Raw genomic sequence first — 26,743 nt, forward strand, 5'->3', positions numbered from 1 at the left:
GCCAACCGCCCTAGCGTAAGCCCATCGCGCGGTCAGCCAGAAGTTTCACGTCGCCCATATCGCGCAGGAAGGCGCTGATCGCGGCGTCGGCGGGCTGGCCTTCGCCCTCTTGCGCTGAAATCAGGATGGCGACGGCGCGCTGGTCCTGTCCCAGCAGGCGGGCCTTCATCGTTTCGATCTTGACCGTCGGTCGGCTGCCGGTCGGCGCGCCCTGCCCTATGATATAGAAGCTGACGACATGGCGGACTACGGGTCCGGGCGCGGTGATTTGCTCGCCGCGCGCATTGGCTGGCGCGCGGGCGGGTGAGGACCAGACCCATTGGCTGTCGGGGTCCGCCGCGCCCTGGCCAAAGCCGACCAGTTCGCGGCCTTCATCCTGCCGGGCATAGGCGATGATGGTGAGGTCGATGAGCTGCCCTGCGCTGTTGCGGTAATGGCCCGTGACGCGATGATCCGCGCCGTCGAAGCGGGGCGTCCATGGATAGCTTTGCACGGCATCGGTGCGGGTCCAGCCCTTCACCACCGGCAGGTCGATTCGTTCAGGCAGTGGGTCCGCACTCGCGGCAGTCGCGGCCAGCCAGAGCGGCGCGGCGACGATCAGCGCGAGGGCGATTCCCGCCACGGTGCCGGTCGATGTCCGATGGCGGACCGCGCCCTGCAACTGCGCCGGATCGAACCAGGGATCGCCCGGCTTGCGATCGAAAAAGGGCCAGGCAGTGGCCATCACCACGATCATGATGATCGCGAAAAAGACCCAGCCATAGACGACATGATCGAAGCCGACGGCGGCGTCCACGCTGGTCAGGTGCGCGACGAGGATGGTGGCGAAGGCACGCACGCCATTGGCCAGCACAGACAGGCCCAGCGCGCCGATCATAAAAACGATACGGCGCGGCCATGTACGGAAACAGACATTGCACACCAGCACGCCATAGGCAGTCATGGCGATCAGGAATTTCGCGCCCGAACAGGCTTCGGCCACCTCGAAATAGCCGGTCGGCGTGGTGATGAAGATGCCCTCCATATGGGCAGGCACCCCCGACAGGTCGAGGAAGAGCATGGCCAGCCGCGCCGTCACCAGTTGGAGCGGCGGGACGATCTCTTCACCAAAGGGGACCATGAAGAAGGCGTAGAAGAGCGGGAAGATGAGCGCGCGGGCAACCGCCGGTCCCAGCAGCGCAATGGTCGCGCCCTGGAGCATCATGATCAGCGCGCCATGGCGCACCATCGCCACGCCCGCCGCAGCGCCGACCAGCCAGGCCAGCGCACCCAGCGCCAGCCAGACCAGCCCCGGCGTCCAGGCGACCGGCTCCAGCTGGCGCAGGCCTGGCAGGCGTTGCTGCACCAGCCAGGCGATCAGCGGTGGAATGAACAGGCAATGGCCAAAGGTGGAGGCGTTCCACCAGATCGATACCATCGACCAGACATCGGCATGGAACAGCGCCAAAATGGCAAAGGCGACCACGCCCAGTGCGGTCAGATGGCCGCGCCAGCCGGTCAGATCCACCAGCGGCATCCGGCCAAGAGACAGCGCGCGGTCTGTCATGCCACCTGCGACCCCGCGTCGCGCCCGAACAGTAAATCGGGCAATCCCGCCAGCGTCGCCGACCAGCGATAGCGCGCCTCCATCCGTTCGCGCGCGGCCACGCCCAACCGGGCAGAGCGCGCGGGATCGGCCAGTAGAGCGATGACCTTGGCGGCTTCCTCGGCAGGATTGGCGGCGACCAGAAATTCGGTGCCGTCTGTAGCGTCTATCCCTTCGGCAGCCTGCGGAGAGGCGACGACGGGCCGGGCCATCGCCATCGCCTCCAATACCTTGTTCTGGATGCCGCGCGCGATTCGTAGCGGCGCGACGACGACGTCAGCCGCCGCCAGCCAGCCGCGCACATCGGGGACGCCGCCAGTGACGATCACGCCGGGCAGATCGGCCAAGGCTTCGACGGCTTTGGCCGGATTGCGGCCGACGATCGCGAAGCGGGCCTGCGGGTGGACGGTCTGGATGGCGGGCAAGGTCTGGCGCGCGAAACTTTCGACCGCCTCGACATTGGGGCGATAGTCCATTTGCCCTGTAAAGACGAGCAGCGGGCCGCTGCCATGGTCAACGGAGGGAAAGGCGGCGGCGGGATCGAAATAATCCAGCGCCACGCCATTTTCGAGTGCGACGATACGGTCCGGCCCAAGACCGCAGGCCTTGCGGAACAGCGTGGCTTCGGCTTCGCTGACGAAGGAGCAGGCATCGGCGCGCTGAGCGATGGCGCGCTCGAAATCGAGCAACACCCGTCCCTCGCGCCGGTTGATCCAGGCCATCGGACCGGAGCCTTCCGCGCCATAAGCGGCATATTTGGCCGAATCGAAATCGACGAAATCCATCAGGAAACGGACATTGGAGGCCAGCGTCGGCACGAAATGCGCCATCTGCGCCGAATAGGCGACGACCGCACGCACCGGGCGCTGCGCCAATGTCTGCGCCACCCATTGATGCAGGCCGGGATGATCGAACAGTGACACCAGCAGCGACTGGCGCTTGGCAAGGCCGGTCAGCCCGGCAACGACCTTCGACCGGTCGCGCCGCAACAGGCACTGGCTGGCGGCGACCTGCGCCAGTTCACCCGCATAGCCCATGTCGCGATCATCATCGCCAAAGCAGCCGACATGGACCGGCGCAACTTGCGCGAGGCGCTCGAGCAGATGGTAGGAGCGGATCTTGTCGCCGCGATCGGGCGGGAACGGGATGCGATGACACAGGAATAATATGTCGCCGGTCATCCCAGCCCCCGCGCAATATGCGGGCCGATCCAGGTCGCGATCGATTCGGGCAGCTTCTTCCACAATTCCACCTTGCGCCGATATTGCGGCGAGAGCGGATTGACGTCGCGCGTTTCCTTGCCCGGTGCGGTGCGCAGATAATAGCCGAGCGGTTCGCCTTCAAAGCCCCAGGTCTTTTTCCACGCCGCAGGGCCAGTGCCGACCTTCGACCGGCCAAAATCGAACGTCGTCAGACCACGTTCGCGCGACTGGCGCATCAGCAGGAAATAAAGGACTTCGTTGGAACGCATCGCCCGCGCGCCCTCCGCCGCGCCATGCCAGTAAGGCATGCAGGCACCGCGATGATAGAAGCTGATGACGGCCGACAGTGGCTTGCCGTCCTTCGACATCACAGCAATGTCTGCATCCTCGCCCATCCGATCGAGCATGGCGTCGAATAGCGCGCGGGGGAAAACCGGCGTGCCGAGATTATGGACGCTATGGGCATAGAGGCGATAATGAATGTCGCGCAGGCGTTTGTCGCGGCCACATTCGAAGGTCAGATCGTTGCCCAGCCCTTTGCGGATTTCGGCGCGGTGGCGCTTTGGCACGGCCTTGAGTTCCGCCTCGTCATCAGCGGCCAGCGGTCGGGAGAAACCGAGATAGGCGTCGGCCTTCTCCTGCCACACCGTGCCATCGGGCGCTTCCCCGCCGCGCAGTTCCAGCGTCGAGCAGCCCAGCTTTTCCGCGAGCGTCCAGGCGGCATCGGCGAGCGCTGGACCAGCCTTGCGATGGGTGGTCAGCAGGCCGCCATCGACGGCAAAGCCGCTGCCCACCAGCGCCCGGCCGAACAAAGCGGAGCGGATATAGGTGAGCGGCAGCAGGCCGATAATCTCGCCGCCCGCCATCCGTGCGACCAACATCTTGGCTTTCTGGCCAGTCCCTGCCTCCACGCCCATGATCCAGGCGGGGCGATGAAAGGGCGTCGAATCGGGATGCGCGCAGACCCAGGCGTCCAGTTCGGCGACGCAGGCGCCGTCGGTCAGCCGCGCCTCCTCGACGATGACGGCCAGTCCGCTAATCATATTCATGGACGTCATTCCTGTTACCACCCTGCCCCCCGATCTAAACGCAGGGGCTGAACATTTCGTATCCGTTTCAACCAAGACCGCGCGAAATCAGCGGACCGATGAGATTGGCGATCGGTAGCGGCAATTTTTTCCAAAGCGCGATGCGGCGCTGATAACGGGCGCTGCCGGGATCGACGTCGCGCCGCGCGCCGTCCGCCGACCAGCCATGATAGACCAAGGGTCGGGGATCGAAGCCGAAGCTTTTTTTCCACGCCGCCTGCCCGCTGCCGACCTTCGACCGACCAAAGTCGAAATGGGTCATGCCGCGCGCGCGGCCATGGGCCATCAGGCGATAATACATCAGTTCATTGGACCGCAGCCGCCGCGCATCCGCCAGGCCGCCACCCCAATAGGGCATGACCCGACCATTGTGGTAAAGCGTCAGCACGGCGGAGACCGGTCGCTCACCCTCCCGGATGATGAGAATATCGGCATCTTGGCCAAAATGGTCCAGCACGGCATGGAACAGGCTCCGGGGAAATACCGGCGTGCCAAGGTTGCGGACGCTCGTGGCGTAAATATGGAAATGGTCGCGCAAATGGCGCGCATCGCGGCCGATCTCTACGGTCAGTGCCGGATTGGCGAGTGCCTTGCGCAGCTCGGCGCGATGTTTGCGCGGGACGGCCAGCAACTCCGCTTCGTCATCGGCGGCCAGCGGACGGACGAAACCGACATGCGCGCCGTCCATTTGTTGCCAATCGTCGCCCGGCGTCGGACCACCACGCAGTTCCAGCGACAGGCCCCCGCGCTCGCTCGCCAGCCTTTGGGCCGCCGTCGCCAGCACCGCAACTGCGCGCTGGTCGTCCGCCAATATCCCGCCACCGACGGCGAAGGCGGTGGACACCAGAGCCGCGCCGAACAGGCGGCTGCGCACATGGTGCAGGGGCAGGATGCCGCTGATCCGCCCCGACGGCCCGACCGCCGCCAGCAGCAGCGCGCGATTGCCGGTCGCCTGTTCGATCGCGTGCAGCCAGGCGGGGCGATGGAAGGGCGATCCATCGGCATGACCCAGTACGAAGGCATCGACCGCGCGCGCCTGCGCGGGGTCGGTCAGGTCCATCATGGTGACGGCCATGCCTGCGCCATTGCCCAGCATCATGGCGCAAGCGCCGCCTGCGCATCGGCCAGCGCATCCACCCGCGTCCAGGCAAAATCGTTTGTCAGGCGGCGCAGCTTCGCCGCCATGACCGACAGGTTGGTGTAATGCCGCACCCGCGAGCGTAGCGGCGCGTCGGTGCGGCGTGGCTGGTCCGGGTCGATTTCCCATGGATGGAAATAGATGATCGCGGGCCGCCCCGCCTGCTCATTGACCTGCCGGATCGCCCAGCGCGAAAAGCCATAGGGCAACAAGCGGAAAAAGCCCCCGCCCCCGGCCGCAAGCGTGCGCTTGCCCAGCTTTGCGGTCGTCACGGGCAGTTCGACCAGATCGGACCCCGGCACCGGTTTCCAGGCAAAGCGCGGCGAATCGGGCCAGCCATAATGATCGTGCCGGATCGGCGCGACGCTGGAGGAATAGCGATAGCCCTCCTCCGCCAATATGGGATGCGCCCATGGCGTGCGCGGGTCGATGGAGAAGCTGGGTGCGCGATAGCCGGTGACGGCCTGTCCGCTGGCATCCTCCAATATCGCGCGTGATTTGCGCAGGTCGGCGCGAAACTGCTCCGGCGTGAAGGTGAACACGCGCGCATGGTCATAGCCATGGCTGGCGACCTCATGGCCCGCCGCGACGATGCGGCGCATCAGCGCAGGATAGCGTTCGGCCACCCAGCCCAGCGTGAAGAAGGTGCCGGTGACGCCCGCTTGCGCGAACAGGTCCAGCACCGCGTCGGTATTGCGCTCGACACGGTGGGTCAGGCCATCCCAGTCGGCGCGCCGGATCGTGCGCTCGAATGCGCCGACCTGAAACCAGTCCTCGACATCGACGGACAGGGCGTTCTGTATCATGTTGCGCACCTTGGTCGGGCCGCCCGCCGGGGGCAAGTCCTGTGTCAGGCGGCTGCGCTGTCGCGCGGCGCGGCCATCCGTTCTTCCCGCTCGACCCAGTCGACCAGCAGCGTCAGCACCCGGCGCAGCGCCGTGTCCTGTTCCTCCGCGCGGAATTCCAGCGACTGCAACCGCTCCTCGATCAGGGTGAAGCAATCCTTGAGCGCTTCGGGATCGACCGTCGGCGCAGGGGCGAAAGGCACATGGGCCTGCACGGCCCGAAGCGAGGAAATTTCCGCCCGCAGCCCTTCAATCTCCGCCAGCATGTCGTGGCGCAGCGCTTCGACCTGTGCCGCGTCGATCGTGGCGACGGGTTGCGGCATGGCCGGTTCCGGCTGAGGTTGTTCGACGGCCGCCGGCTCTTCCACCGCTGGCTCGTCCTCGGCGGCCCATATCTCAGCCGGTTCCTCCACAGCATCAAAAGCCGTATAAAAGGGTTCGTCCATTTCGATCTCCGGCGATAGCTCAGCCGTCGGCACATCCTCGATCACCGGTGCGGTAAAGGGGGCAGCGAAAGGCGCTGGTGCAGCCTCGTCCGCCTCTTCCTGCTCGGCGACGGCCTCTACCTCGGCTTCCACCACAGCGGCTTCCTCAGCGTCATCGACCGTGTCGAGCAGCGAAGGCGCAACGGGTTCAGGGGCGACATCGACATCAAGCCCCATGTCGGTAACGACGGCCTGCACGACATCCGCGTCAATCTCGCGCAACTGGTCGATCGCGCCCATCAGCAGCACGCGGCTGACCAGCGCGTTCAGGCGGCGCGGCACGCCACCGGTCGCGGCATAGAGCGCGGCGAAAGCGGCAGGCGTGAAGGTCGGGTTGCCGACCCAGCCCGCCACGGTCAGGCGGTGGAGGATATAAGGCTCGACCTCCTTGGCCATCATCGGTTCGAGATGGTGGGTGGCGATGACGCGCTGGCGCAATTGCTCCAGTTGCGGGGATTTGAGCAGGTCGCGAAATTCCGGCTGGCCCAGCAAGAAAATCTGGAGCAACGATTGCCCGCCCAGCTGGAAGTTGGACAGCATCCGCAATTCTTCGATCGCGGAAACCGGCAGGTTCTGCGCTTCATCCACGATCAGCAGGGTGCGCCGTCCAGCGCGCGCTTGGGCGTGAAGAAAGGCTTCGATCTTTTGCAGCGTCGCGGCCTTGGGCAGACCATCGGTCGCCAGGCCAAAGCTCTGCGCGGCGAGGCGCAGCATGTCGTCGCCCTCCACCTGGGTCGATACGATCTTCACCGCGGTCAGCCGCACCGGGTCGATCGTCTGCATCAGATGGCCGACCAAAGTGGTCTTGCCCGCGCCAATGTCCCCGGTGATGACGATGAAGCCCTCCCCCTGCGCCAGACCATAGCCCAGATAGGACAAGGCCTTGCGATGGGTCGCGCTTTCAAAATAATAATGCGGGTCCGGCGTCAGCTGGAACGGGCGGCCCTGCAATCCATAATATTGATCGTACATCTAAATTCTCCAACCGACCCGTTAGAAACTGTAGCGCAGGCCGACCTGGCCCATCGCGCTGATCACCGTGTCGATGTCATCAGCCTGCACGCCGTCCACACCGACCGATGCCGAAGCCGACAGGCGACGGGTCAGACCTTTGTAATAGCTGGTGAACGCACCATAATTGAGGACGTCGGGGCGTCCGCCGCTGGCGTCGAAATAATTGACGTAGGCGACCGTATCGATGCTGTCCCGATCGTTGAACATATAGGTCATCGACCCATTGCCGTACCAGTTCTGGTCCTTCGACCCGCGCACAAGGACGCTCTGGCCCTGCGGCGTGATGAATTTGCGCTGCGAATAGCCGGCACCTACGCCCCAGCCCCATTGGCCGCGCCGCAGCGAATATTGGGTCGAAACGCCGCGATAGCGGAAATTGGCGTCGGTGATGCCCGCCAGCGCATCATTGAAACACTGTCCCCCGCCAGTGGTGGAGAAGGCGCAGCCGGTAATGTCCCCGGTGAAGGGGTTGCGCGCCACGTCAAAGCTGCTGCCCGACAGCGCGGCGGCGTTGGCCGTGATCAGGCGACCGAAGCTGTCGATACCGTCGAACACGATGACGGCAAAGCTGCTGTTTGCGCCCTGCCATGTGAAGCTGCCCTGATAGGTCATACCGCCATAACGCTGGCCGACCTGCGCCTGAAGCGAGGTACGGCGGCTGGGCCGCCACAAGACGCCTGCGTCCCAGATGATGTCGTCAAATTCATAGATCAGCGCGCGGGGTGAGCTTTTGTCGGTGACATAGCGACCGTTGCTGATCACCGGCACGCCTGCCGAGTCCAGCAGAGGCGAACGCTGGCTGATCTCGATCTGCTCATAGCCGATGCCACCGATCAGCGCGACGGTGCGCGATACCGGCAGCGTGGCGTCAACCCTACCCCATTTGTCCTCGAACCGCTGGTCGAGCTGGCTTGCATCCTCGCGGTCATAGCCCGCGCTGGCAGTCAGGCCGACGGGGAGCAATGTGCCGGGGGCAAAGCCGACCGATCCGGTCAGGTTATGCGTCCAGCTGTCCGCGAAGGAGCCGCTGACGGGCGCGTTGGAAAGGTTGGAATCAAGGTCATCCTCCACCCGTGCATAGCCGAGACGATAGGAGCCGTTGACAGTGATGTCGCCAATCTGCGTCGTGTAGGCCGGGCCGATATAACCGGCATAGACCTGGCTGGTATAGCTGTCATTGAGCGTCGATGCGCCCGACAGGCCATCGGTCCGCACCCGCGACGCCATGCCGCCGGTGTGGAGCGACAGGCCACGCGCGACATTGACGGTCGCGCTGGCGATGCCGCTCAGCACATCCTGATCGGGCGCCTGTTTGCTCCAGCTGAAGCTGTGATTATATTGCAGGTCGATCACCGCCTCGACCCGGCGGTTCTGGACTTCGGCTGTTACTCCGGCAGTCACATTGCTGTAGGTCAGCACGTCGCCACCGCCCTTGAGCGGACCCATCACCACCTGATCCACGCCGATATAGGGCGTGACATTGACGCGCCGATTCGCGCTGGTCGTCTGGGCGAATGCTGGCGCACTCGCTGCGGCCAGCGCGGCGAGCGACGCGCCGCTGATCCACTGACGGACGGTCATGACGAACTATTCCCCTTGGCATAATAGCTGCCGAAACGGCGGCCGCCGCCGTTGAAGCGGACGGCATTGAGCAGAAGCTGGACCTGTGCGCCGCCCTTGAGCATCCCGGCAGCGTCGCGCAGGGCGCTTTCCGATGTGCTGTCGGCGCGCACGACCAGCAGCGCGATCGCGACATGGCTGGCCAGCACGGCGGCGGGCGAAGCCGCAAGCAATGGCGGCGAATCAAAGATGATGATGCGTTCGGGCCGTCCCTCGGTCAGCCGCGCCAGCAACTGTTCGGTGCGAGCGGACGACAGATATTCGGTGTCCGCATTGCTGCGCTGCCCGGCGGGCAGCACCGACAGCGACGGCAGGTCGGTGCGGATGACGCAATCTTCGATCGCGATCGTCGGATCGGCAAGCGCGTCCATCAGGCCGGGACCACCCGCCAGCCCCAAAGTTTCGGGGATGCCGGGCTTGCCGAAATCCGCGTCCACCAGCAGGATTTCGCGATCCTTCTCCGCCGCCAGGCTGAGCGCCAGATTGACCGCGCAAAATGTCTTGCCCTCGCCGCTATGGGCCGAGCAGATGAGGATGCGATTGCCGCGTTCCTGCCCCTGCAACTGGGCGAGCAGGTCGCGCTTGAGCAACCGGAACTCCTCGCTCATCGCGGTGACTGCGCCATCGGGGCGCAGGAAGCCGGCCTCCTCCAGCTTGATACGGTCGATCGGCTGGACTGGCCCTGTCCATGGCAAGGCGCGAAAGGCCGACGGTGAAGCCGACACAGGGTCAGCCGCCACAGGTGCGGGTGGCAGGTCGGCAGGAATATCGACGGCAGGCGCCGCACGACCGCGCAGGGCGGCGGAGAAATCATAGATTTCCGTCGCCCGCTCGATCAGCGATCCGCCCTTGATGGAGCTATGCTGGTTCATGGTTCCTAGCTCCTTCACGCCATACCGCGCTGGACGAATTCGACGACGATCAGCAGCAGGCAGACCGCGGCGAGACCGCCGCTGGCCCCGGCAAACCACTTCATCCGCTGCTTATCGATGGCGACCTGCGCAGCGCTGATCGTCTGGCTGATGGAACCTGCGACCGGCAGGCCGATCGCCCGTTCCAGCCGCGCGGCAGTGGGGAATGTCCCCTTGAGCTGACCCATCGCAAAGGCGACGCCTACACCTGCGCCAATCCCCAGGATCAGCACGCCCAGCAACAGCAGCGGCCGGTTGGGCGCGGCAGGCGCAGTCGGCACGCTGGGCGGGTTGATGACGCGGAACTGGACGGAACCGGTCTCGGTCTTGACCTCGCCACGCAGGCGGATTTCCTCGCGATCAGCGAGCAGCTTGTCATATTGGGTCTTCAAAACCTCATAATCGCGGTCGAGCTTTTCCTGCTCCGACGCGACGCCGGGTTCATTGACCTGCTTGGCCATCATCGTGTTGAGATCAGCCTGCAACTGCGCCTTGCGCGTGCCGAGCGCCTGCACCGTGGCGGCGCGTTCGGCCTGCATGGAACGGATCGACAGATAAGCGGGGTTGGGCGTGCTGCCGCCACCAGCGTTTGCGCCGCCGCCTGCCTTGCGCAGGGCTTCGACCTCACGCTGGGCTGCGATCACGTCAGGGTGATTGGCGGTCCAGCCGCGGGCGCGCATTCCAGCGAGGTTGGACTGAGCCTGCGACAGCGCGGAAGGCCCGCCCGACGGCCCAACGCCCGGCAGGCTTTGCGGTGTACCCGCCAACTGCCCGTTCATCGCGCTCAAGGCACTCTGTGCCTGAACCAGTTGCGAATCGATCGTGTTGATTTCCTGCCGCGCGGCATCCATCCGCTGGCTGATCGAACCGGCACCGGGCAACAGCCCGACATAGCGCTGCGCAAATTCAACGCGGCGCTGGTCGGCGGCCTCCAGCTGCTTGCCCCGTGCCGCGATCTGCTGGTCGAGGAAGGCGAGGCTCTGCTTGGTTTCGTTGCGATCGCCGGAGAGATTTTCCTCCTGGAAAATGTCGATCAGCTTCTGCACGATCTGCTGCGAAATCCGGGCGTTCGCGCCGTCCGACAGGCTGCTGTCGGCGGACGCCGCAGTGATGTCGATCATGCTGGGGTCAGCCTGCGCCATGACGGTGATATTCTCGCGCAGCTTGGTGATCTTGGCCGCAATGTCGCGCGGGCCGGACACGGTCTGGGACAGGTCGGTGTTGCGCACGACCTTTTCCAGATTTTCAGTGCTGGCCAGCGTGCTGCGCACCCGGTCTAGATCCTGCTGCGACTGGACCTGGGTGATGCCCACCTTGTCCTCCAGCAGCGACTGGGTGTTCACATAGACCCGCGCCTTGGACTGATAGCTGTTGGGGATGAGCGCCACGCCCAGCCAGCCCAACATGCACACGCCCCAGGCCACGCCCAGCGCGACCCAGCGTCGGCTCCAGACACCGTGGAGCAGCAGCAGCAATTCGTCGTAGAGACCGGCCATGATCAGAACATGCTTTCGGGGATGATGATGACGTCGCCGGGGGCGAGCATGACGTTCGCCTTCGTGTCGCCCTTTTTGAGCAGGTCGTTGAGGCGGACCTGATATTCCTGCTGCTTGCCGGTATTCTTGTTGAACCGGACCAGCCGCGCGCGGTTGCCCGCTGCAAATTCGGACAGGCCACCGACCGAGATCATCGCGTCGAGCAAAGTCATATTGGCGCGATAGGGGATCGAGGCGGGCTTTTCGGTCGCGCCGACAATCCGCACCTGCTGGCTGAACGTGCCGCTGAAATTGTTGACGATCACCGAAACCAGCGGATTTTCAATATATTGGGTCAGCGCCAGCTTGATGTCATCCGCCAGCATCTTGGGCGTCTTGCCCACGGCTGGCATGTCGGTGATCAGCGGCGTGGTGATGCGACCGTCGGGGCGCACCTGAACCTTTGCCCCCAGTTCGGGATTGCGCCACACGAAGATGGTGAGGTCGTCCAGTGGGCCGATAATATATTCCTCGCCCGGCCCCTCGCGCGTTGAAACGAAGGAGGCTGGCGGCAGTTGCGGTCCGCTGGCACCACCCGAAGCGCAGCCTGACAGGAGAAGCGCGGGCAGCGATGCACCGATCAGCAGCCTGGAAACCGACACGAAACGCATAATTTCACCTCTTTGTGCGGCCATGCGCGACCAGCCGCCAAAGAGGGCAAGGCGGACCGGTCAGCACAGGGCTTCCGACCTCTTCTTGCCGGGAAAGGGTAAAGATACCGTTAGGAGTTAAGTCACGAACAACTCATCCAAGTAAAACTTCACGAGGACTTGGATGACCAAGAAATGCAGCGGGGCTGGCCGATGCGCCATAGGCTCCAGCAAGGAAAATGGCGATCAGATCGCCTTCCTGCACGGGGGGCAGTGCAATCTTGTCGCCCAGCCGGTCGATGGGCGTGCAGAGGCACCCGACCACGGTGACCGGATCGGCGGCAGGCGCTGCGCCAAAATGGTTGGCGAGTGCGATCGGATAGTTGCGGCGGACCACCGTGCCGAAATTGCCGCTGGCCGCCAGTTGATGATGCAGTCCGCCATCGACGACGACGAAGGTTTCGCCCTGGCTGACCTTCACATCAATGACGCGGGTCAGGTAAACCCCCGCCTCCCCGACCAGCCAGCGGCCCAGTTCGATCGCAAAGGCGCTGCCCTTGAGTATATCCGGCAGCGATTCGAACGCAGTGTCGAGCGCAACGCCAATCGGGCGGATGTCGAGCGGCACATCGCCGGGGAAATAGGCAAGGCCAAAGCCGCCGCCCAGATTGACCAGCGGCGGGGTGACGCCAACCGCTTCGGACAGGCGCGCGGCGAGCGCGATCGTCGCCGCCTGGGTTTCGATGATCGCCATCGCGTCCAGATTTTGGCTGCCCGCAAAGATATGCCAGCCGCGCCAGTCCGCACCGCCGTCTATCATCGCGCGGGCGAGAGCGGCGGCACGGTCGGCATCGACGCCAAAGGGCTTGGCCCCGCCGCCCATCCGCATACCGGAGCCTTTAAGATCAAAGTCCGGGTTCACCCGCACCGCGACGCGCGGGGTCTTGCCGATCCGCTGGCCAATGGCGAGTGCGCGCCGCCCCTCCCCTTCGGATTCCAGGTTGAGCGTGACCCCGGCAAAGATCGCCGCTTCCAGTTCGTCATTGCGCTTGCCCGGCCCGGCAAAGCTGATCCGCGCCGGGTCCATCCCCGCCGCCAGCGCCATGTCCAGTTCGCCGCCCGACGCAATATCGAAACCATCGACCTGCCCCGCCATCGCGCTCAGCAGCGGCGCATAGGGATTCGCCTTGATCGCATAATGGAGGTGCAACGCGGAGGGCATCGCTTCGCGGAAACGCCGAATCTGGGCCGCGACAATGTCCATATCATAGGCAAAGAGCGGCGTGTCGCCCGCTTCATCGACCAGACTGGCCGCGCCATAGCCGCCGACCAGCAACATCCCCTCTTCGCCCGCGAACCAGGCCGGGATCGGTCCCATCGGTTTCAAATGCCATACTCCCGCGCCAGTGCGACTCGATCAATCTTGCCGTTGGGATTGCGGGGAAAAGCGGCCAGCACAAGGATTTCGCGCGGCTGCATGAAATTGGGGAGTTCGGCTTTGAGATGCGCGGCGACTGCTGGGGCAACGTCCGGGTCGGCGGATCGCAACAGGAGTTTCACCGCCTGTCCCAGCCTTTCATCCTTCACCCCCAGCGCCACGGCTTCGGACACACCCGGCACGGCGACCGCCGCTTCCTCTATCTCGGTCGGGCTGATCCGGTTGCCCGCCGACTTGATCATGGCGTCATCGCGTCCGACGAAATAAAGCAGGCCCTCCGCATCGCGCCGCACCGTATCACCCGACCAGACCGCCATGCCGCCATAGCAGGACGCGGGCGGCGCGGGCTTGAACCGTTCGGCTGTGCGGGCGGCATCGCGCCAATAGCCCTGCGCCACCAGCGGCCCGCAATGGACCAGTTCGCCCGGCTCGTCATCGTCAGTCAGGCTACCGTCGGGACGCACCACCAATATCTCGGCAAAGGGGATGGCCGATCCCATCGAGTCGGGATGGCTATCGACCAGCGCGGGCGGCAAATAGGTGGAGCGGAAGGCTTCGGTCAGGCCATACATGGGATAGAGGTCGGCCTGCGGAAACAGGGCGCGCAGCTTTGCCACCAGTGGCCGGGTGAGCGCGCCGCCACTGTTGGTCAGACGTTTGAGCTTGGCCGCCACCTCCGGCGGCCAGTCCAGTTCGGTCAGTTGCACCCAGAGCGGCGGCACCCCTGCCAGCGTCGTGATGTCGCGCCTGTCCACCAGCTTCATGACGTCACGCGCCGTCAGATAGTCGAGCGGATAGACGCAGCCGCCCGCAAACCAGGTTGATAGCAGCTGATTCTGGCCATAGTCGAAGCTGAACGGCAGGACGCAGGCGGTGCGGTCCTGCGGCGTGAGGCCCAGATAGTCGGCCACCGCGACCGCACCCAGCCAGAGATTGGCGTGACTGAGCATCACCCCCTTGGGCCGCCCGGTCGATCCGCTGGTGTAGAGGATGGCGGCCAGATCGTCCGGTGCTGCGTCCGACGGCCCCAACGCGGTGCCGCCGCTCATGGCGCAGGCGGCGTCATCCTCGCGATGCAACTGGCATCCGTCAGGCACATCGCCTGGCGTCAGCGTGGCGAGTCGCGCTGTCGTGCCGATCAGCAGCGCCGCGCCGCTATCCGCCAATATATGCGCAACCTGCGCGTGCTTGAGCAGCGGGTTCACCGGCACATGGACCAGACCCGCGCGCGGCGCGGCCAGCGGCATCAACGCGGCAACCGGTCCCTTGGCGATCCAGCTTGCCACCCGCGCGCCCGGTGCGAGCCCAAACCCCGCCAGCCAGCCCGCGAGCCGCCCCAGCGTCTCCTCCAGCTCGGCGAAATTGTAGCTGCCCGACCGTCCGTCCAGCGCCGCGCGCGCCGGATCGCCCTGCAACAGCAGGTGATCGATCGGCAGGATCGCGGCAGTCGGTTCAGCTTGTGGCACGCTTAACTCCATTTCCAGACTTTGGCCCTAAGCCCTGTCCAGACGAATGCGGAGATAGTCGGTTGCCGACGACAAGGGAATATCACAGCCTCGCAGATGTGCGGGACGCGCTGCATGGCCGTCTCGACCGCGAAGCCGTGCGTTGCCTGTTCGGGCGGTATGACTGGTTCGATTTGCTGCACCGCCATTGCTTTGCCGATGTCCCGGTGCGGGTGGTTGTGGCGGAAGAGGATGGCGCGCAGGCGTGGCTGTTCCTGCTTGGCCGCGACAATCGCCGGGTGTCCGCGCTGGCCAACTGGTATAGTTTTGACTGGTCGCCGCAATTTACGGGTGATCCCGATGCCGGGCAGCGGGCGCGGTTGCTGGATGCGCTGAGCGGCCACCTGTTGCGCACCACCAGTCAGATTGATCTCTATCCGGTCGCGGCGAGCGCCGAGATGCTTGCCAGCCTGCGTCGGACCGGATGGTTCGCTTTGTCGCGGCCAATGGGCGGGCGGCATATTTTGCGGGTCGAGGGACGCGATTTCTCAACCTACTGGGCCAGCCGTCCTGGCCGGTTGCGCACATTGGTCAAGCGCCGGGCGCGGGCCAGCCGCTATGATCTGTCGATCAGTAACCGGCTGACCGACGATCTGTGGCGCGATTATGTCGATGTGCATGGGCGCAGCTGGAAGGATGCGGAGCCAGGCCTCGATTTCCTGCGGGCGCTTGCCGAACGGGAGAGCGAGGCTGGCACGTTACGGCTGGGTTTTGCGCGGGACGCCGAGGGGAACAGGGGCCGCGCGGTCGCCACGCAATTGTGGACGGTCGAGAAGGACGTCGCCCTCATCCACAAACTCTCCCATGATCGCGCGCATGACGCCGGGTCGCCCGGCACGTTGCTAAGCCATGCGATGTTTGCGCAGGCCATTGATGGCGATGGCGTTGCGACGATCGACTATGGCACCGGCGACAACCCCTACAAGAGCGACTGGATGGAGCAGCGGGTGCCGCTCCACCGCATCGACGCCTTCAACCCACGCCATGCGTCCAGCTGGCTGCCAGCGGCCCGCACGGCCATTTCCGCGCTTGTCGGATAGGCCGGGAATGACTAGGACGTCGCCCACCATGCGGGCGCATAATTCTCAGCCGGTCGACCGGACCGATGACATCGAGCTTCTGACGCGGGCGCTGTTGCGCGACGTGCTGGGCCTTTCGCAGGATCGGGTCGACGGGTTCGATGCCTACACGCCTTTATTCGGGGCGCTGCCGGAGCTGGACTCCATGGCGGTCGCGGGACTGCTGACCGAGATGGAAGATCGCTTCAACATATTGATCGAAGATGATGATATCGACGGCGAGACGTTCGAGACGTTCGGGTCGCTGGTCGCGTTTGCGCGGGGCAAGGTGGCGCAGTAATATCCGTTCGCCCTGAGCGAAGTCGAAGGGTCCGCCTGAACGTAGTGAAGGCACTTCGCTCCGCTCAGTGGAAGGCTTCGACTTCGCTCAGCCCGAACGGCAGGTAGTCACGCCTCGACCATCGCCTCAAAATCGGCTTCGGCCAGGAATTTCTCCACGTCCAGCGCCGCCATGCAGCCCATGCCCGCCGCCGTCACCGCCTGGCGATAGATTTTGTCGGTGACGTCGCCTGCCGCGAATACGCCGGGGATCGACGTGCGGGTGGTGCCCTTTTCGACCAGCAGATAGCCCTCGTCCATCGGCAGTTTGCCGGTGAAAAGTTCGGTCGCGGGATGATGGCCGATCGCGACGAAGCCGCCGTCGGTCGGCTCATGCGACTTTTCGCCGGTCACGGTATCGATCAGGTCCACGCCGACCAGCCCTTCGGGCGTGCCGCCGCCTACGAATTTATCGACCGCCTTGTTCCACAGAACCTTGATGTTCGGATGGGCGTGGAGCCGTTCCTGCAAAATCTTTTCGGCGCGCAGCGTGTCGCGTCGGTGGATCAGGGTGACGTCATGGCTGTGGTTGGTGAGGTACAGCGCTTCCTCTACCGCGGTATTGCCCCCGCCGATGACCACCACCTTCTTGCCGCGATAGAAGAAACCGTCGCAGGTGGCGCACGCGCTGACTCCCTTGCCCTGCAAATGCTCCTCCCCCTCGACGCCCAGCCATTTGGCCTGCGCGCCGGTGCAGATGACCAACGTGTCGGCGACATAGACGACACCGCCGTCGCCGGTCAGGCGGAACGGGCGCTGCGACAGGTCCACGTCCACGATCTGGTCATACATCATCTGCGCGCCGACATGCTCGGCCTGCGCCTGCATCTGCTCCATCAGCCATGGTCCCTGGATCACGTCCTTGAAGCCGGGGTAATTTTCGACGTCGGTGGTGATGGTCAGCTGCCCGCCCGGCTGCATCCCCTGCACCACGATCGGCGCCAGACCCGCGCGCGCGCCATAAATGGCGGCGGACAGGCCAGCCGGGCCGGAACCGAGGATCAACATGCGGGTCGAATGGGTGGCGGTCATATCAGGCTTTCAGCTGCGATTCGTGTTGATGGGAGAGATAGGCCGTGACGGCGCGCAGGCAAGCGAAGGATTTGCTTGGGAGGCATGAAGCTGGTCGATGGCGGATGAGGCCAGTCGCGGCTTAACTTCGCATATTTCCCGGCAATCGTGATATTTTGTTACGCGGCAGTGATCCTATCGGAAAGCGGACGACAGATATCGGCGTGACAATGTGAAGGAGCCGGTGGAACAGGAATCGTCGCATAAAAGAGAGATATAGGAAAGGCCACGCCCCGCCCAAATGCCCTCATCAATCCAGGACGTTAGGCAAATCCTCGAACCCTTTGCGGAGCGCGGCGCTCCAGCTTTGGGAGATCATGGCGAATTCTTCATTGTCGGCTTCGATGCGGGTGCGGACGCGGAAGTCGAACCTGTCGGTGGGGATGACGGTGAGGTCGAGCGGCATCCCGACCGAGAGGTTGGAACGCAGGGTCGAGTCCATCGATACCAGCACCGCCTTGGTCGCGTCCTCCAGCGTGGTTTCGCGCTTGATGATGCGATCGAGGATCGGCTTGCCATATTTATGCTCGCCAATCTGGAAGAAGGGCGTGTCCTCGGTCGCTTCGATGAAATTGCCAGCGCTATAGACCAGATAGAGGCGCGGTTTGCCGCCGCGGCGCTGGCCCGCGATCATGATCGAGGCGCTGGCACCGGAGCCGCCCATTTCGATGCTTTCGCGATAGCGGGTCTGCATCGCGCGCATCGCGTCGCCGACGATCTGCGCAACGCGGTGCATGGTGCTGCAATTGAGGATGGTTTCGACGTCGGGGTCGAGCTTGGCGTCCTTGATCGCCTTGCTGAGCGTGGCCTTCACCCCCTGGGTGATGGACAGGTTGCCCGAACAGAGCAGGGTGATGGCCCGTTCGCCCTCGACCAGATAGGTGAAGCTCTTACGAAAACGGGCGATATTGTCCATGCCCGCATTGGTGCGGGTGTCGGACAGCATGACCAGTCCCTGGTCAACCCGCACCGCCACACAATAGGTCATTCGTCCCCGGTCCCCGAAAGCTTAAGTCAATGCTGCGCGTCGGACGGCGGGATAGACTGCTGCTGTTGCCGCTGCAACTGCCGTTCCTCGACGCCGTCATCCGCCTGCGCGATACGGACGTCCGCGTCAATCGAGATATCGCCCGCGACCGTGATCGTCCCCCGGATCGGCGCGGCCTCGTCCGCGTCCAGCCCGCTGGCGACGCGCAAATAGCGTTCGGTCACGCAGACGCGGTTGGACGGATCGAAGCCGACCCAGCCCAGTTCCGGCACCAGCGCTTCGGCCCAGCCATGGGTTTCGTGCAATTCACTGCCATCGCCCGCGAGCAGATAGCCCGACACATAGCGCGCCGGAATGCCGAGCGATCGCGCCCCGGCGATGAAGATCTGGGCATGGTCCTGGCACACCCCTGCCCCCAGCGCGAAGGCCTGCGCGGCGGTGGTGGCGGAATTGGTAACCCCGGCGCGATAGCCCACGGCGTCGATGACGGCAGCGGATAGCGCATGGAGCCGGGCGAGCGGCCCGTCGCCTTCGGGCGTGGCGCGCGCCATCGCGGCAATGCCGTCCGACGCGCGGGTCAGCGGCGTATCGCGCAGAAAATAGCGCGGATTGACCCGGCTGACAGGCGCGCCGACCACGCCATGGGTCTCACGGGTTTCGACCAGCCCCTCCGCCACGATCACGGCGTGATCCTGCCGGTCGCGGCGAATCCAGATCGTCTCCATTTCGCCATAACTGTTGAGGCGAAAATCGGTCAGCACATCGCCGTTCACGCTGACCTGCCAGTCCAGTACGGTCTGCGCGGGTGTATCGACCGGCATCAGCTTGAACCGCATCGCCACCCGCCCGGCCGAGGCGTCATAGCGATAGACGGTCTGGTGGCGGACGAGCAATTTCATGAAAGGCTCCCCTTCCCCGGTTCAGCCGAAATGATAGGCCTGGGCGATTTCCCCGCCCAACTGGTTGGTCATTTTCAAGCCATGTTGCACCGTTTCATGCAGGCCGAAGCGGAAGATTTCGCCGCTGTCGAGCTGTTCCAGCGCGGCGACCATCTGCTGCACCGTGTCATGACAGGCGGCCCGTGTGCCGTGCCAGCCCTCCAGCCGGTGCAGGCGATAGGCCAGCTGGTCGTAGCAATAGGCGACGCTGCGCGGGAACATGCGGTTGAGCATCAGGAAATCGGTGATCTGCCAGGGGGTATAGGTGCCGCCATAGACATGATGATAGGCGCGACTGCCCGACAGAGCGTGCAGCACCGACGTCCATTGATAATGGTCGCGATTGCCGCCGATCACTTCGGTTTCAGGCAGCAGAACATAATATTTGACGTCCAGCAGCCGCAGCGTCATCTGCGCCCGCTCCAGTGCGGAGCCGCAGCGCAGGAAATCATGGCCTTCATTACGCAGCTGGCCCGAATGGGTGGCGCCACGGAAGGTCATCACCCGCGTCTTGACCCAGTCAATAAGGGCGGGCAGCTGCTGCCGCGCTTCGCCGACATCATAGCTGTCCAGCTTGCGCCAGCCGTCGTTCAGCGCTTCCCACATATCCTGCGTCAACATGGTGCGCGCAGATTTGGCGTTGGACCGGGCCTTCAGCAGGCAGGATCGGATCGAGCTGGGATTATCGAGGTCCAGCATCAGGAAGGACACGACATCGCTTTCGGTCACCTGCACCCCTTCGGGGAACTGGTGGCCGCTGCCGGTCGCGCGCACGACGGAGCGCCATTCGTCGCGATGATGCGCGCCGGGCAGGATGGCCATGCGTTGCCCCATGGTCAGCAGCCGCGCGGTAGCCTCGGCCCGCTCCATATAGCGCGCCATCCAGTAGAGATTTTCGGCGGTCCGGCTCAGCATGGAATCATGCCCTCTTCTTTCGTCATTCCCGCGCAGGCGGGATACGTCAGTACGCCAAAGGCAATCCATCTCCCGACATCAGCATTGAAAGCACGCTTGGGAGATGGATCCCCGCCTTCGCGGGGATGACGAGTGGGGTGATTGGAGGGTTGAGCCATCATCAATCCTGCATGACCCAAGTGTCCTTCACCCCGCCGCCCTGGCTGGAGTTGACCACCAGCGATCCTTCGGTCAGCGCGACGCGGGTCAGGCCGCCCGGCACCAGCCGCAATTGCTTTCCAACCAGGCAATAGGGGCGGAAATCGGCGTGGCGGCCGACGACGCTGGCCGGGCCGAGTGTGGGGACGGTGGACAGGTCCAGCGTCGGCTGGGCGATGAACTTGCCCGGATCGGCGCGGATGCGGGCGGCATAGGCCTCCACCTCCGCCGCGGTCGATTTCGGCCCGATCAACATGCCATAGCCGCCCGATCCATGGACTTCCTTGGCGACCAGATCGTGCAGATTTTCCAGCACATAGGCACATTCGTCAGGCTTGCCGCATTGCCAGGTCTGGATATTGTCCAGGATCGGCGCTTCACCCAGATAGAAGCGGATCATTTCCGGCACATAGATATAGACCGCCTTGTCATCGGCAATGCCCGATCCGGGTGCCGACGCCAGCGTCACGCCGCCATTGCGATAGACGTTGAAGATGCCCGGCACGCCCAGCAGGCTGTCGGGGCGGAACACCAACGGATCGAGATATTCATCGTCGATGCGACGATAGATGACGTCGACTATCTTTGGTCCCAGCGTAGTTTTCATCCACACCCGGCCTTCATCGACGAACAGGTCCGCCGGTTCGACCAGTTCGACGCCCATCAGGTCGGCCAGGAAACTATGCTCATAATAGGCGCTATTGAGCGAACCGGGGGTCAGCACGACGACGACAGGATCGCCCTTGCACGCGGGCGGCGCGACTTCCTTCAGGCTCTTGAGCAATTCGGCGGGATAGTCATCGACCGGCGCAACGATCCCCTGCGCGAACAATTCGGGGAACATGCGCGTCATGATGTCACGATTTTCGAGCATGTAGGACACGCCCGACGGAGTGCGGCAATTATCCTCCAGCACCTCGAAACTGCCCGGACCCGTGCGGACGATGTCGATGCCGACAATATGGCTATAGACTTTGCCCGGTGGCGAAAAGTCGGCCATTTCCGCCAGATAGGCGCTGTTCTGATAAATGATGTCGGCAGGCATGATGCCGGCCTTCACAATTTCGCCGCGATGATAGACATCGTGCAGGAAGGCGTTGAGCGCGCGCGCGCGCTGGCGGATGCCCTTGTCCAGCACGCGCCATTCCTGCGCGGTGAAGATGCGGGGCAGCAGATCGAAGGGGATCAGCCGTTCGGGATCGCCCCCCTCGCCATAGACGGCGAAGGTGATGCCGATGCGGCGAAAAATCGCCTCTGCCTCGTCCAGTCGACGGTTAAGCCCGGAAATGCCCGTTCGCTCCACCCATTTCTGCACTTCAGCGTAGCAGGGGCGTATCGAACCATCAGGCTCAAACATTTCATGGAAGGGCAAGTTGTCGATCCTCCCTCAGCCCATATGGCCGGTTGTGCATTGCAACATTAGGACTTGGCCCAAAACGGATTGCAACAGAAAAATGACGCAGACCCCCGTGATTGCGCTATTCTTGGCGCAGAACGGCATGGGGACGATGATGCGGGGCAGGAAAACAGGGCTGGTCGCGGCAGCGTTGATGCTGGCCTCCTGCGCTGCGGGCGTGCGGGAACAGATTTATAAAGCCGACGCCACGCCGATCAGCGTAGCACAATGGACCAAGGCACCGCCCCAATCGCTGCCGGTGCGGACCGAGGATGGGCTGGCGCTGACCGGCTATTATTGGCCGGGCGATCCGGGCGATCCCGACGTCATTCTCTTCTTCCACGGGCGCGGATCGAATCAGGGGGTCGCGGCCCGCTATGCCGAGCATCTGACCGGGCGCGGCGATCATGTCATCGTCGTGTCCTATCGCGGCTTTGGCGGCAATCCGGGCAGCCCGACACAGGCCGGGCTGATGGCGGACGGTCGCGCCTTCGTGGCGCGGGCGCGGGAACTGATCGGACCTGGCGCGCATGTCTTTCTTGTCGGCCATTCGCTGGGCGGCGCAGTGGCGCTGCATGTCGGGGCGACGGTGCCGGTGACGGGCGTGGTCACACTTTCCACGTTCGACAAGCTGGAGGAATCGGCTCCCGGTGGCGTGGGCCTGCTGCTGCCCGACAAATGGAATAATCTGGACGCGGCGACCAAGATCCATGCGCCGCTCGTCATGATGCTTGGCACCGCCGATGACCGGGTCGAGCCAGGCCAGGCCGACGCGCTGTTCGCCGCCGCGGGCAAGCCCACCACCCTGCTGACCGTGCCGGGCGCAGGCCATAATCCCGATATGAGCCAGCTTGGCCCGCTGGTGAGCGAGGCGGTGGGCGCGATCGATTCGGGCGCGATGGCGGCCTATCCTAGGGTGCTGCCTGCGGGCTGGAGCGTACGCCGCAAATAAGTTGCGTTTCACCCGCATTACCCCCGTTGACCGACCCGCCCCCGCTGCGTATAGCCCCGCCTCACCGCAGGGCGACACGCCCCGCGCGGCCCCATGGGGCGGAGTAGCTCAGCTGGTTAGAGCAGCGGAATCATAATCCGCGTGTCGGGGGTTCAAGTCCCTCCTCCGCTACCAGTCAAGGGGTTTATCGTGTTGCTTTTACACGATAAACCCCGGACCCCCTCAAGAAAAAACCACTTTTGTTCCCACGTTTAGATTGAGCCGCTATGGCATGATTCGAAACATCAAGGGACGCAACCGGGCCTTTCTAATTGGCAGTTCTCAAGCGTGAACTCCGGTAAATGGAAATAATCTTTTTGCCGTGCAAACTGGCCGATTGCGGAATGGCGTGATCGCGGTTCGGTAGACTGTCATAGCATATGGTGCGCAGCGCCCTACTTTCTACGCCTCAACGGGTGTTGGACGGGACGATCAAATTTCGATTTCGCTTCCAAAAGCGAGCGCCCCGTCTTCAAATAATCGCTCTCAACCGGCCTCAGTCACAGGGGCATTTGGGAAGAAATTGTCCTCTTCCATAAGGTTGACCAGACGGTTCACAGCTTTAGATCCTGGCGTCTGCTTATTATATTCTCGCTTAGCCTGAATTAGCGCGACTAACCGTTTCATCGACTCCCGTTCTCTATGAGGCATCACCTCATACTGTAATAAACGCATCAACTGACCAAGCATTTCGCTTAGATAAAATGCATTTTTATCTGTAGCATTAATGATATCTGTTAGTGCTTCTACCCAATCCCGACCCCGTGCTGTAGCAATACACGTGAAATTCAAAACATTAAGAAATCCTGAGAAGCCAGATGATCGCGCAGAAGCCTTAAATACCGCAGACAGCTTTGTGGACCCATAATCCCGCGATGCCTTTGATATCGCCGCATCGACTAGCGAAGTAATTACCGATACGAAAACTTCGTGGGGCTTGTCTTGAAGACCCTCAGCAGCTCGATCAAAATCGAGAAATGAAATGGCGCCCCATTTGAATCTCTTTCGCTTAGCAAGTTCAGGAGCGAACATTGTTCCAACTTGAAAAACTACTAATATTGCACGGGCTATCGATTCCCAAGCCCGCACCTTAACCGGTCCATCGACATCATCCGCATTCTTCAATGCGTCTGCTAGCATCCATGACTCAGAAAATAAGGCATTCTCTAACTCATTGAACCGTTTAAATGTAATTTGCTGGTTAGACGTCATCGCTTCGGCAATCATTGACGTCTTGAGGTCATCGATTTCTTTCGAATTGGCCGGTCCAGATCGAATTGCTTCTTGAACTGGGAGCCAAAGTTTCTCCTCTTCATCCTCGTCACTCGGCCATATCGCTTTTAGAAGGGGGTCGAAATCAGTCCGGACATATTTATCCGAGAATTCTTCTAGATGGTTTTCTAAGCGCGCTGTCAGCACCGATATTATATCCGAATTCTCCGAACTGAGACCGGTCACAACATCGATCACGGACGCATGCATCAGATGATCTTCAGCATCCAGAAATGCCTTCAAATCACTCGATCTTGGCCAAAGATGTCGGCCAAGAAAGAATATGTAGAAAAATTCGTATCTGAAATAAGTTCCTCCTCTATGTGAGGAAAATATTCTGGACTCTAACAACTCTCCATAGAATGCCTGCGCATCAAACTCGCGCAACGTTCTGACCTGATATTCGTGGCAGAAATTTAGCCATTCTCTTTCATTGAAATCTGATATCTTCCTACAATAGAGATTATACGAAAAAGACGAAAGCACATCCATTTTATTTTTGAAGTTAAAACTATCTATCATGACATCAGAGGGCTTTCTTAAGCTCTCGGCGAGATACCTAGATAATATATCCACTCGGCTAAGCGGCTCAAAGTCACCTTCGCGTTGCAGAACACGAAGGTACATCAGGACATTTGATGGCGTGAGCGGTATTCGCAGTCCGAGAAGATCTGTATAAACCTTATCGACTGCCTTGGATTCCGATATAGGATCACAGGCATCAAGAACAAGCTTGGCAAATTCCCTTATTTGATCCCGCCCCATCGCCCACAAATACAGCAGACTAGGCTTGAAAGGGAGTGAATCTAAATCAACAAGCTGCCCATCTGTGAACCTGCGATTTGGACTGACAAGCACGACTCTGGAGAACCAGCCCGATTTCTTAATCTCAGCAAGAAGGCGTTCGTCTCGCTCTATATCAAAATCATCGAGGATAATCACCGGTTTATCGCCACCAGTGTTTATCTCATCCCCAAACTCCCCTTCCAACTTGCGAATATAGTTCGGTATTTCCCGACAGTTTCTTAATACAGCCTTGCCTTGGTGGCGTAGAATCGCAAGTCTAATAGCTTGGCATAGCGTGGACCCCCCGTATTCTGGCCTTGCATCTATGAGATAGGATCGCTCATCGGCAGCTATTTCATCTATTGATACCGCTTTCTCGTCAGGTTGATCGAGAGATGCCATTTGCGTTCGTGGCATTAGCCGAGGCTCTGCGTAGACGACTTCACCTGACGGCGCGACAAAAAGCCGATCTTCCAACTGCCCTCGCGCAGCATCAATTGCACGATCTGACACTGACGTCCCAATAGGCTGGGCAACACGTGCGGATGACAACGCAAGAGAGGTTGAAGACCGCTTATATGTGTATACCTCTTGGTATGTGGGTGCATGTGGAAACAGCGCGGTATCGAGCGCCCAAGTGGGGCGAGGCCGGTCGATATAACGGATGGGAGTGACAGTTATCTCGTCACCTAAGGCCGTACAAATAAGTGCTGTATTAGGCCATTTTGTAGTTTGATAGGTTGCTCCGGCAGCAAAATATAGCGACGCTCCAGATGAGCCGCGAATATCTTGAACCTCGTTTTCGTGTAGATGACCTGTCATGATGCAATGGAAATTATCGTTCAAAAGCGCCTTGATCGGAGATAGGTCGACTTCACTCATCCAACTTAGCGGATGGTGCATGATAGCGATGGAGATATCGCCATCCTTAGACGATATGCTAGCGACAGCCTCATCCACACTGCGCCGTCCAAGCGTCAAATTGCCACTATCGTGGTCATCCATCGAGAAAATTGCGCTATTAAACAAGCAAGCGTTTATAGTACAGCTTTCAAACTTTAATTGCTCGACGCTATAGCTTTTTGAAAAATCGAATTGTCGTATTCCAGAAAAATATTCATTGTACCAAGCGCCGTAGGCAGCCATTCGATGTTCTATATGAATCATGGTAGACTTACCAGAAAAGTACTGGTCAGAATGTTCGCGCGAAGTGATGGTTCTAGCGAGACCTAAATTCTTGGACCTGTCGACGTCGTGATTGCCGGGCACTATCAGGAAATTATTCTTAGGAACGCCTGCCGCTTTCAGCAAATCATCGAATATTTTACTAGCGGAAATATATTCTTCCGGTTTTCCAGAAAAGGCAATGTCGCCACTTGCAACAATAAAATCAAGATTCCCAAAACGTTCTACCATTGCTGGCAATGAGGAAATAAGCCCGCCAAGAACTAAGTTGCGATCATAAGATTCTTCTGATTTCAAGTGAAAATCGGAAATATGAAGCCAACGTACAGCCGATTTCATCAAAAAACTCGCCCCCATTCTGATATTTCCGCCCACACTATGTCACCACCAAAGGCCGCGCAACTAGTTGTCAGCAAGACAGTTACCTCAAACGCCGTATAAAAAACGAATGGCTTGGGAAGTCCATCGTAGGGTTCGCGCTGCGCGTAGCGAGAACGTGATCTTGGGCCATTTATCTTCTGAACGGCTCTGCGATTCGCTTGATCGGCAAAACTACCTACCTGTTAATCGAAATATGGCGGCTTATGGCATGGGACGACTAGTGCCTGGACGGCAACAATTGGCGCATTCCGTCAGACGCAAGGCCCGTC

Annotated in this window: 21 protein-coding genes and 1 tRNA gene; 4 read left to right on the forward strand and 18 right to left on the reverse strand. The window is 61.8% G+C overall.

Features of this window, described 5'->3' with window-relative positions:
* Window positions 1-10 precede the first annotated feature (10 nt).
* From xrtA to ACODR8_RS09045, 12 genes are all read right to left on the reverse strand, one after another.
* Window positions 11-1,546, reverse strand: coding sequence for an exosortase A (gene xrtA / locus ACODR8_RS08990; protein WP_489006926.1), 1,536 nt, complete (start codon window positions 1,544-1,546; stop codon window positions 11-13).
* A complete protein-coding gene (locus ACODR8_RS08995) occupies window positions 1,543-2,766 on the reverse strand; it encodes a TIGR03087 family PEP-CTERM/XrtA system glycosyltransferase (RefSeq protein ID WP_489006927.1) in 1,224 nt (407 codons plus the stop codon). Before ACODR8_RS08995 ends, xrtA begins: the two co-directional genes overlap by 4 nt.
* Window positions 2,763-3,836, reverse strand: coding sequence for a FemAB family XrtA/PEP-CTERM system-associated protein (locus ACODR8_RS09000; protein WP_489006928.1), 1,074 nt, complete (start codon window positions 3,834-3,836; stop codon window positions 2,763-2,765). Before ACODR8_RS09000 ends, ACODR8_RS08995 begins: the two co-directional genes overlap by 4 nt.
* A 67-nt stretch (window positions 3,837-3,903) precedes the next feature.
* Window positions 3,904-4,974: a FemAB family XrtA/PEP-CTERM system-associated protein gene (locus tag ACODR8_RS09005; protein ID WP_489006929.1), complete on the reverse strand. Its 1,071-nt coding sequence runs from the start codon at window positions 4,972-4,974 to the stop codon at window positions 3,904-3,906.
* Complete coding sequence (locus tag ACODR8_RS09010) at window positions 4,971-5,819, reverse strand: XrtA system polysaccharide deacetylase (protein ID WP_489006930.1); 849 nt, start codon at window positions 5,817-5,819, stop codon at window positions 4,971-4,973. Before ACODR8_RS09010 ends, ACODR8_RS09005 begins: the two co-directional genes overlap by 4 nt.
* A gap of 44 nt (window positions 5,820-5,863) precedes the next feature.
* A complete protein-coding gene (locus ACODR8_RS09015) occupies window positions 5,864-7,315 on the reverse strand; it encodes an XrtA/PEP-CTERM system-associated ATPase (RefSeq protein WP_489006931.1) in 1,452 nt (483 codons plus the stop codon).
* 21 nt (window positions 7,316-7,336) lie between these two features.
* Entirely contained in the window at window positions 7,337-8,938 is a 1,602-nt protein-coding gene (locus tag ACODR8_RS09020) for a hypothetical protein (protein WP_489006932.1), read from the reverse strand.
* Complete coding sequence (locus ACODR8_RS09025; protein ID WP_489006933.1) at window positions 8,935-9,849, reverse strand: AAA family ATPase; 915 nt, start codon at window positions 9,847-9,849, stop codon at window positions 8,935-8,937. The genes ACODR8_RS09020 and ACODR8_RS09025 overlap by 4 nt, the downstream gene beginning before the upstream one ends.
* A 14-nt stretch (window positions 9,850-9,863) precedes the next feature.
* On the reverse strand, window positions 9,864-11,384 hold the full coding sequence (locus ACODR8_RS09030) for an XrtA system polysaccharide chain length determinant (RefSeq protein WP_489006934.1): 1,521 nt from the start codon (window positions 11,382-11,384) through the stop codon (window positions 9,864-9,866).
* A 2-nt stretch (window positions 11,385-11,386) separates the two neighbouring features.
* Entirely contained in the window at window positions 11,387-12,034 is a 648-nt protein-coding gene (locus tag ACODR8_RS09035) for an XrtA/PEP-CTERM system exopolysaccharide export protein (RefSeq protein ID WP_489006935.1), read from the reverse strand.
* 133 nt (window positions 12,035-12,167) lie between these two features.
* The gene (locus ACODR8_RS09040) at window positions 12,168-13,400 is read right to left on the reverse strand and encodes a pyridoxal-dependent decarboxylase, exosortase A system-associated (RefSeq protein ID WP_489006936.1); all 1,233 of its coding nucleotides are present in this window, start codon (window positions 13,398-13,400) and stop codon (window positions 12,168-12,170) included.
* Window positions 13,397-14,917 (reverse strand): acyl-CoA ligase (AMP-forming), exosortase A system-associated, encoded by a 1,521-nt coding sequence (locus ACODR8_RS09045; protein WP_489006937.1) that lies wholly within the window; start codon window positions 14,915-14,917, stop codon window positions 13,397-13,399. Before ACODR8_RS09045 ends, ACODR8_RS09040 begins: the two co-directional genes overlap by 4 nt.
* A 62-nt stretch (window positions 14,918-14,979) precedes the next feature.
* Between ACODR8_RS09045 and ACODR8_RS09050 the strand changes: the two genes are divergently transcribed.
* Together ACODR8_RS09050 and ACODR8_RS09055 are read left to right on the forward strand one after the other, a co-directional pair.
* Window positions 14,980-15,996: a GNAT family N-acetyltransferase gene (locus ACODR8_RS09050; RefSeq protein ID WP_489006938.1), complete on the forward strand. Its 1,017-nt coding sequence runs from the start codon at window positions 14,980-14,982 to the stop codon at window positions 15,994-15,996.
* Between the two features lie 28 nt (window positions 15,997-16,024).
* A complete protein-coding gene (locus ACODR8_RS09055) occupies window positions 16,025-16,315 on the forward strand; it encodes an acyl carrier protein (RefSeq protein ID WP_489006963.1) in 291 nt (96 codons plus the stop codon).
* Window positions 16,316-16,422: 107 nt separating this feature from the next.
* Here the strand turns inward: ACODR8_RS09055 and trxB are convergent, their stop codons facing one another.
* The 5 genes from trxB to ACODR8_RS09080 all read right to left on the reverse strand — a co-directional run bounded on the left by trxB (window position 16,423) and on the right by ACODR8_RS09080 (window position 21,835).
* Window positions 16,423-17,385 (reverse strand): thioredoxin-disulfide reductase, encoded by a 963-nt coding sequence (gene trxB / locus ACODR8_RS09060; RefSeq protein ID WP_019053776.1) that lies wholly within the window; start codon window positions 17,383-17,385, stop codon window positions 16,423-16,425.
* Window positions 17,386-17,674: 289 nt separating this feature from the next.
* Window positions 17,675-18,412, reverse strand: a complete 738-nt coding sequence (locus ACODR8_RS09065; RefSeq protein ID WP_217675016.1) for a proteasome-type protease — start codon at window positions 18,410-18,412, stop codon at window positions 17,675-17,677.
* Between the two features lie 26 nt (window positions 18,413-18,438).
* Window positions 18,439-19,311 (reverse strand): transglutaminase family protein, encoded by an 873-nt coding sequence (locus ACODR8_RS09070; RefSeq protein ID WP_489006939.1) that lies wholly within the window; start codon window positions 19,309-19,311, stop codon window positions 18,439-18,441.
* Between the two features lie 21 nt (window positions 19,312-19,332).
* A complete protein-coding gene (locus ACODR8_RS09075; protein WP_119743968.1) occupies window positions 19,333-20,265 on the reverse strand; it encodes an alpha-E domain-containing protein in 933 nt (310 codons plus the stop codon).
* A gap of 160 nt (window positions 20,266-20,425) precedes the next feature.
* Entirely contained in the window at window positions 20,426-21,835 is a 1,410-nt protein-coding gene (locus ACODR8_RS09080; protein ID WP_489006940.1) for a circularly permuted type 2 ATP-grasp protein, read from the reverse strand.
* An 82-nt stretch (window positions 21,836-21,917) separates the two neighbouring features.
* On the opposite strand from ACODR8_RS09080, the gene ACODR8_RS09085 reads away from it, so the two are divergent.
* Both ACODR8_RS09085 and ACODR8_RS09090 read left to right on the forward strand, forming a co-directional pair.
* Window positions 21,918-22,811: an alpha/beta hydrolase gene (locus tag ACODR8_RS09085; protein ID WP_489006941.1), complete on the forward strand. Its 894-nt coding sequence runs from the start codon at window positions 21,918-21,920 to the stop codon at window positions 22,809-22,811.
* Window positions 22,812-22,908: 97 nt separating this feature from the next.
* Window positions 22,909-22,985 (forward strand) — tRNA-Met (locus ACODR8_RS09090).
* Window positions 22,986-23,336: 351 nt separating this feature from the next.
* Here the strand turns inward: ACODR8_RS09090 and ACODR8_RS09095 are convergent.
* Window positions 23,337-26,450: a metallophosphoesterase family protein gene (locus ACODR8_RS09095; RefSeq protein WP_489006942.1), complete on the reverse strand. Its 3,114-nt coding sequence runs from the start codon at window positions 26,448-26,450 to the stop codon at window positions 23,337-23,339.
* Window positions 26,451-26,743 lie beyond the last annotated feature (293 nt).

The organism is Sphingobium sp. FG58 (assembly GCF_057809055.1).

What these genes read in the sequence shown, in the direction of transcription:
- xrtA (WP_489006926.1), bottom strand. Translation starts at nt 1,546, where the DNA reads ATGACAGACCGCGCGCTGTCTCTTGGCCGGATGCCGCTGGTGGATCTG.
- ACODR8_RS08995 (WP_489006927.1), bottom strand. Translation starts at nt 2,766, where the DNA reads ATGACCGGCGACATATTATTCCTGTGTCATCGCATCCCGTTCCCGCCC.
- ACODR8_RS09000 (WP_489006928.1), bottom strand. Translation starts at nt 3,836, where the DNA reads ATGAATATGATTAGCGGACTGGCCGTCATCGTCGAGGAGGCGCGGCTG.
- ACODR8_RS09005 (WP_489006929.1), bottom strand. Translation starts at nt 4,974, where the DNA reads ATGATGCTGGGCAATGGCGCAGGCATGGCCGTCACCATGATGGACCTG.
- ACODR8_RS09010 (WP_489006930.1), bottom strand. Translation starts at nt 5,819, where the DNA reads ATGATACAGAACGCCCTGTCCGTCGATGTCGAGGACTGGTTTCAGGTC.
- ACODR8_RS09015 (WP_489006931.1), bottom strand. Translation starts at nt 7,315, where the DNA reads ATGTACGATCAATATTATGGATTGCAGGGCCGCCCGTTCCAGCTGACG.
- ACODR8_RS09020 (WP_489006932.1), bottom strand. Translation starts at nt 8,938, where the DNA reads ATGACCGTCCGTCAGTGGATCAGCGGCGCGTCGCTCGCCGCGCTGGCC.
- ACODR8_RS09025 (WP_489006933.1), bottom strand. Translation starts at nt 9,849, where the DNA reads ATGAACCAGCATAGCTCCATCAAGGGCGGATCGCTGATCGAGCGGGCG.
- ACODR8_RS09030 (WP_489006934.1), bottom strand. Translation starts at nt 11,384, where the DNA reads ATGGCCGGTCTCTACGACGAATTGCTGCTGCTGCTCCACGGTGTCTGG.
- ACODR8_RS09035 (WP_489006935.1), bottom strand. Translation starts at nt 12,034, where the DNA reads ATGCGTTTCGTGTCGGTTTCCAGGCTGCTGATCGGTGCATCGCTGCCC.
- ACODR8_RS09055 (WP_489006963.1), top strand. Translation starts at nt 16,025, where the DNA reads ATGCGGGCGCATAATTCTCAGCCGGTCGACCGGACCGATGACATCGAG.
- trxB (WP_019053776.1), bottom strand. Translation starts at nt 17,385, where the DNA reads ATGACCGCCACCCATTCGACCCGCATGTTGATCCTCGGTTCCGGCCCG.
- ACODR8_RS09065 (WP_217675016.1), bottom strand. Translation starts at nt 18,412, where the DNA reads ATGACCTATTGTGTGGCGGTGCGGGTTGACCAGGGACTGGTCATGCTG.
- ACODR8_RS09070 (WP_489006939.1), bottom strand. Translation starts at nt 19,311, where the DNA reads ATGAAATTGCTCGTCCGCCACCAGACCGTCTATCGCTATGACGCCTCG.
- ACODR8_RS09075 (WP_119743968.1), bottom strand. Translation starts at nt 20,265, where the DNA reads ATGCTGAGCCGGACCGCCGAAAATCTCTACTGGATGGCGCGCTATATG.
- ACODR8_RS09085 (WP_489006941.1), top strand. Translation starts at nt 21,918, where the DNA reads ATGACGCAGACCCCCGTGATTGCGCTATTCTTGGCGCAGAACGGCATG.
- ACODR8_RS09095 (WP_489006942.1), bottom strand. Translation starts at nt 26,450, where the DNA reads ATGGGGGCGAGTTTTTTGATGAAATCGGCTGTACGTTGGCTTCATATT.